This window comes from Paenibacillus sp. P4_A9 (genome assembly GCF_056402415.1).
Window position 1 is genome coordinate 60726 of the sequence record NZ_JBFUHL010000032.1, and the last position, 6563, is coordinate 67288.

Annotated in this window: 7 protein-coding genes; all 7 read left to right on the plus strand. The window is 43.5% G+C overall.

What is annotated here, in order from left to right; genetic code table 11:
- Positions 1-21 precede the first annotated feature (21 nt).
- Positions 22-1188: a CaiB/BaiF CoA transferase family protein gene (locus tag AC1DVJ_RS19400; RefSeq protein ID WP_477592877.1), complete on the plus strand. Its 1167-nt coding sequence runs from the start codon at positions 22-24 to the stop codon at positions 1186-1188.
- Positions 1181-1705: a MaoC family dehydratase gene (locus AC1DVJ_RS19405; protein WP_477592878.1), complete on the plus strand. Its 525-nt coding sequence runs from the start codon at positions 1181-1183 to the stop codon at positions 1703-1705. The genes AC1DVJ_RS19400 and AC1DVJ_RS19405 overlap by 8 nt, the downstream gene beginning before the upstream one ends.
- Before the next feature lie 6 nt (positions 1706-1711).
- Positions 1712-2545 carry an amidohydrolase family protein gene (locus AC1DVJ_RS19410; RefSeq protein WP_477592879.1) on the plus strand — a complete coding sequence of 278 codons (834 nt, stop codon included), beginning with the start codon at positions 1712-1714 and terminating at the stop codon, positions 2543-2545.
- A 22-nt stretch (positions 2546-2567) separates the two neighbouring features.
- Positions 2568-3008 (plus strand): MaoC/PaaZ C-terminal domain-containing protein, encoded by a 441-nt coding sequence (locus AC1DVJ_RS19415; protein ID WP_477592880.1) that lies wholly within the window; start codon positions 2568-2570, stop codon positions 3006-3008.
- Positions 3009-3025: 17 nt separating this feature from the next.
- Positions 3026-4126, plus strand: coding sequence for a Gfo/Idh/MocA family protein (locus AC1DVJ_RS19420; RefSeq protein ID WP_477592881.1), 1101 nt, complete (start codon positions 3026-3028; stop codon positions 4124-4126).
- A 262-nt stretch (positions 4127-4388) separates the two neighbouring features.
- Complete coding sequence (gene gap / locus AC1DVJ_RS19425) at positions 4389-5444, plus strand: type I glyceraldehyde-3-phosphate dehydrogenase (protein ID WP_477592882.1); 1056 nt, start codon at positions 4389-4391, stop codon at positions 5442-5444.
- Between the two features lie 154 nt (positions 5445-5598).
- Positions 5599-6563, plus strand: a 965-nt coding sequence (locus AC1DVJ_RS19430) for a PEP/pyruvate-binding domain-containing protein (protein ID WP_477592883.1), incomplete at its 3' end; no start/stop codon positions are given.

The window sequence follows — 6563 nt, forward strand, 5'->3', positions numbered from 1 at the left end:
CCTATATATGGAGTTGACAACATGGGAATAACTACAATGCATAAACCTCTGGATGGTATGCTCGTACTAGACTTCAGTCAGTTTCTTTCCGGACCTTCTGCTGCTTTGCGATTAGCCGATCTTGGCGCGAGGGTGATCAAGATAGAACGTTCCGGAACAGGTGACATCTGCCGGACTTTATATATTTCTAATTTGGAGTTGGACGGTGACAGCACGTTATTTCATTCCATTAATCGGAATAAAGAAAGCTTCGCTGTAGATTTGAAAAATAAAGATGAACTTGAAATTATTAAATCCTTAATCCGTAAAGCGGATGTACTTATTGAAAACTTCCGGCCAGGCGTAATGGAACGACTTGGACTGGATTACGAGCGAGTTCATGAAATAAACCCAGCACTCATCTATGGTGAAATTACCGGCTATGGACATGAAGGTCCATGGCGTGACAGACCCGGGCAGGATTTACTCGTACAATCGTTAAGTGGCCTCGCCTGGTTAAACGGTGATGCCAACCAACCACCTATGCCATTTGGTTTAGCTGTTGCGGATATGATGGCAGGCGTACAATTGGTGCAAGGTATTTTATCCTGCTTAGTGCGACGCGGGATTACGGGGGAAGGGGCTTTCGTTCAAGCAAGTTTACTTGAGGCTACCCTGGACTTTCAATTCGAGGTGCTGACAACGTATTTGAACGATGGCGGTAAACTTCCCGAACGAAGCGGTATAAATAATGCCCATGCTTATTTAAGAGCCCCATACGGAATCTACAAGACGAAAGACGGCTATCTTGCACTCGCAATGGGGTCCGTTGTAGACCTTGGCAAGCTGCTTGATTGCACAGCCTTATTGACCTATACCGATCCGAATGAGTGGGCGACGAAGCGCGATGAAATCAAGCGAATCCTTGCGGAGCATTTGCAAACCGAAACAACACAGCGTTGGCTTTCAATCCTTGAACCCGTAGACTTTTGGTGTGCTGACTTGATGTCTTGGGATACGTTGCTGCTGCATGAAGGATTCCATACATTACATATGACGCAAGAGGTCACTCGTAAAAATGGCACTAGTCTAATTACTACGAGGTGTCCAATTCGAATAGACGGACAAATTTTCACATCGACAGTAGGCTCACCGGAACTCGGTGAAGACAATAACTCAATAATGAAGGAGCTGCTTATAAATGAGTGAAATAAAAAATGTTAATCGCCCACACCAAGATATCCCTTTGTTTAATACGGAGGATTGGATGTATGAGGAGTTTGAGGTTGGTAAGAAGATTCGTTCCATGCGTCGTACACTCTCAGAAGGCGAGAGCATGCAATTTAACGCTTTAGTGATGGATATGCATCCCTATGTAGCTGACGAAATTTTTGCCAAAGAAGAGGGCATTTTTGGGCGCAGATTAGTTGCTGGCGCTTTTGTTTTCAGCGTAGGTCTAGGTTTGATGGCACATAACAACATTCATACATTTAGCTATGGCTATGATAAGCTTCGTTTCATTAAACCCGTATTTATTGGTGACACCATCTACACAGTGCGTACACATTTGGAAAAGCGTCCAAAGTACAAAGAGTTAGGATTAGTCAAAGTAAGTTACGAAGTGTATAAAAATGAGGGCGAGCTCGTCCTCTATTGTGAACATTTACAAACGGTGAAGTATCGAACTCCAGAGCAATGGCAAGATCAAATCGAGAAAAAGGGATGATGAGAGATGAGAATTGATGCCCATCAGCATTTTTGGAATTTGGATAAAGTTGCCTATCCCTGGTTAGTACCTGCATATGGACCTATATACCGAACCATTGAGGCTGCTGAACTCGAACCGCTAATTAAAAAGGCTGGGATTGATAAAACAGTCATCGTGCAAGCGATGGATTCCTATGAAGATACGGATTATATGCTTGAAACTGCTGCCAGTCATGATTGGGTAGCGGGTGTAGTAGGTTGGGTACCGCTGAATAAACCGGACGAAGCTGCAATGAAGCTGCAGCTTTATACCCAAAATCCTTTATTTAAGGGTATCCGCCATCTGATTCATGAAGAGAAGGATCCGGATTGGGTCGTGCAGGATGAAGTTATCGAAGGCTTGAAGGTGTTGGCATCCTACGGCTTGACTTTTGATGTCGTGGCCGTTTTGCCTAGACACTTAGAGCACGTACCTACGCTTGCTGAAAGAGTTCCTGATCTAAGAATCGTCATCGATCATTTGGCTAAACCGCCAATTAAAGATGGACAGATGGAGCCATGGGCTAGTCTGATGAAGAGAGCGGCAAGTTATCCGAATGTATATGCCAAATTATCTGGGCTTAATACGGCTGCGGATTGGGAAAATTGGTCAGCTGCAGATATTAAACCCTATATGGATTATGCATTCGAGATATTCGGAGCGGAGCGTCTTATGTTCGGCAGTGATTGGCCTGTTGCGAATTTGGCTGGTGATTACGCGAAAGTAATGAATGAAACGAACAAAGCGCTGGAAGGTCGCTCGAAGGCCGAAATTGATTCCGTGCTGGGACATACAGCTGCGAATTTTTATCGTTTATAGAAGTTGAATGGAGGCTAAATAAATGATCCAGTCTATGTTTTTTGAGGATTATGAATTGAATTCTTCACGGATAACATTAGGCAGAACGATTACCGAAACAGATATTGTTATGCACGCGGGTCAAACGGGTGACTTCTTCCCGCATCATATGGATGCCGAATGGTGTAAAACGCAGGAATTCGGCCAACGTATCGCGCATGGCACCCTTATATTTAGTGTAGGGATCGGAATGTCTGCCGGGGTAATGAATCCCGAGGCGTTCTCGTATGGGTACGATCGGCTTCGGTTTGTAAAACCTGTGCATATAGGGGATACGATTCGTGTACGTACAACTATTTCCGCTAAAGAAGAATATCCGAAGCGTCAGGCTTACGGCATGGTGACTGAACAAGTAGAAGTGCTCAATCAACATAATCAAGTAGTCTTGGCTTGCGCTCACTTATTGTTGGTGAAGAAGAAATAGGCGAAGGGTTGATTACTATGGAACTGAAGCAAAGTGCTTTGCTAGATTTAGACTATAAACCCAAAGTACCTCAGAATAAAAGCAAGGGGATCGGTATTGTTGGCGCGGGTGCTATCGTGCAAGCCTGTCATCTCCCAGCCTATCGGATGGGTGGTCTAAACATTGTCGGGATTTATGATACGAATCGTAGTCAAGCTGAAAAAGTTGCAGGTGAATTTTCACTCCCAAATATTTTCGGAACACTAGATGAATTACTGGATCATCCCGAAATTGAAATTGTGGATATTGCAATCCCTTCTAAATTTCAACCTGAAGTAGTAGAGCGTGCGGCAGCGAAAGGCAAACATGTACTTTGTCAAAAGCCGCTTGCCGAATCGTATGCGGATGCCAAGCGTATTGTGGAAGCATGTGAGTTGGCGGATATTAAAGGAGCCGTTAACCAGCAATTGCGATGGGCACCGGGAATTCGTGCGAGCCGTACCATTATTCAAAGAGGTTGGTTGGGGCAGGTGACACAGGCCTCGATTCAAGTGAATGTGAATACGGATTGGTCACTCTGGCCATGGCTTACGAAGATTGATCATCCAGAGTTGATGTATCACAGCATCCATTATATAGATGCCATTCGATCTTTATTTGGAACACCTGAGTATGTATATGCGGATGGAGCCAAATTCCCAGATCAAGCATGTAAAGGTGAAACTCGGACCTTGATCCATATGAAATTTCCAGGGGATACGACAAGGGGACTCATTCACGATAATCATAACAATATAGCTGGACAAGATGATTGGTATGCTACTTTCCGTTTTGAGGGAACTGAAGGCGTGATTAAAGGTACCAATGGGGCCTTATATAATTACCCTATCGGACAGAAGGATACATTAAGTTTTACTTCTCGAAAAATTGATCCAGCCTATTGGTTTACGCCACAACTTGAAGGCAGATGGTTTCCAGATGCTTTTCTAGGCACGATGGGAGAATTAATGCGGGCCATTGAAGAAGACCGTGAGCCGGAAAACAGTGTTCAAGATAATTTACTAACGCTGCAAGCGGTGTTTGCTGCTTATCGGTCTATGGATGAAAATCGCCCGATTTGGCTGAAGGAAATTGAGTAAGGGAATAAAAGTAATAAAAGAAAGAAGAAGCGCCAAGGTGTGCAAGCATCGGAATGCTTCTTTTTTCTTTGCCCAAACCTTGAATTCACCCCAAAGACAGCATTTTCGCCTAATTTACTTGTATTAAGTTTCCTTCTATATATGACATAATATATATGAATTTAAAAGAATAAATGACAATATTGTTACAATAGTCAAGTATATATTGTGTATTATTTAATGTAATGTTACATTTATGACATACTAAATAGGGGTTGGGGGGATGGAGATGCGAGTTGGCTTAAGTGGTACAGGTAGAATTGGTAGGTTATGTTTAAGAAGAGCATTGACCCTTAATCAGCAGGATTTCGAAGTGAAAGTGATCAATTCAACTAGTCCCATTCATGTGTTAGCCCATTTGTTGAAATATGATTCGGTTCATGGCACTTGGGACGCGAACATCGAAGTATTAAATGACAACCTACTTCGGATTAATGGGCAGCAGATTGCTGTCATCTGTGAAAAAGAACCCAATCTACTCCCATGGGAGGATTATGGTGTCCAGTTAGTCGTAGACGCAACCGGACAGTTCAATCATCGGCATGGTGCTGAACGACACATATCTGGTGGAGCAGAAAAGGTTTTAATTACTGCACCGGGTATGGACATGGATCTAACTGTTGTCATGGGAGTAAATGAAAACCGATATGATCCCAAGCAGCATCATTTACTTTCTGCAGCCTCTTGTACAACCAACTGTATCGCACCAATTCTGCATATTCTGGATGAAGCTTTTCATGTCGAGATGGGGTGGATGACAACGATTCACGCATATACGAATGATCAAAATCATATGGATAACCCGCATAAAGATCTTCGCCGTGCTAGGGCGTGTACGAATTCTATTATTCCAACTTCGACTGGAGTGGGCAAAGCACTTATTGATGTTATTCCTCATCTCGCATCCCATATTCAAGGTGTCTCCGTAYGTGTTCCGACACAGGACGTTTCACTGCTGGATCTGCAAGTCGTAGTCGGTCGTAAAATAAAAGTCGACGAAGTGAAATTAGCCATCAAACAGGCGATTGCCGGACAAATTGGAACCTTCGTTGACTACAATGAATTACCGCTTGTTTCTGCTGATTATATTGGCAATGCGAAGTCCGCCATCATTGACGGTCTTAGCATTATGACGCAGGATAACCAAATCAAGCTGCTCGCTTGGTATGACAATGAGTGGGGTTACGCAAATCGAGTCATTGATTTAGTCTCCTATATGTCACGTATGGAAAGTACACAACGAAAGGGGGAAGCGGAATGTCTAACACAAACCATGTAACATTGGATACCATTCATCGGCATGAACTTGGCGTAATCATTTGTAAATCGTGTAATGAAGTGATTGCAACATTACCAACGGACGGATATAAAAAATTTTATAGTTTGTGCAATTCAATCGAATGTTTCATCAATAATAAGGAGGCAAACAAAAGATGACTCAGAAACAAGTGGTACCCTTTCAAGAAGGAAATGCTCAAATGAAAGCTTTACTCGGTGGAAAGGGAGCCAATCTCGCTGAGATGACACGGGCTGGTCTACCAGTGCCTCCAGGCTTTACGATTACAACGGAGGCTTGCTTAAACTTTTTTAAACTGGGCAACCGAATCTCAGAAGAGTTGTTTGAACAAGTCGGAGCAGCTCTCCGACAGCTGGAAATACAGAAGGGACAAACCTTCGGAGATGCAAGCAATCCGCTTCTTGTTTCTGTACGTTCAGGTTCTGTAAGCTCGATGCCAGGGATGATGGACACCATATTGAATCTCGGTCTCAATGATGTAACGGTTCAAGGATTGGCCTCGCTTACGAACAATGAAAAGTTCGCTTACGACTGCTACCGCCGATTGATGCAGATGTTTGGGAACGTCGTGCTGGGCATTGAATCGTACCATTTCGAACAATTGTTGCACCGTTTGAAAGAGAAAGCAGGAGCGGAACACGATCAAGATGTTACAATTGAAGGTTGGAAGGAGCTTATCCTAGCGTATAAAAAGTGCATTCGGGCGAAAACAGGCAAAGATTTCCCTCAAAATGTATACGAGCAGTTACGCATGGCCGTTGAAGCTGTTTTCAAGTCATGGAACAATCAAAGGGCACAGATTTATCGTAAAATAAATCGAATTCCAGATGAACAGGGAACAGCCGTCAATATTCAAAGCATGGTATTCGGCAATATGGGCAGTAATTGCGGTACTGGTGTTGTTTTTACGAGAAATCCATCCACTGGGGAGAATACATTTTTCGGTGAATACCTGATCAATGCACAGGGAGAAGATGTGGTAGCAGGGATAAGGACACCTCTGGCGATTGCTCAGCTGAAGCACGAAATGCCAGTTATATACGAGCAGTTGTTCACTGCATCCAAGCAGCTAGAACAGCATTATAAAGATATGCAGGACAT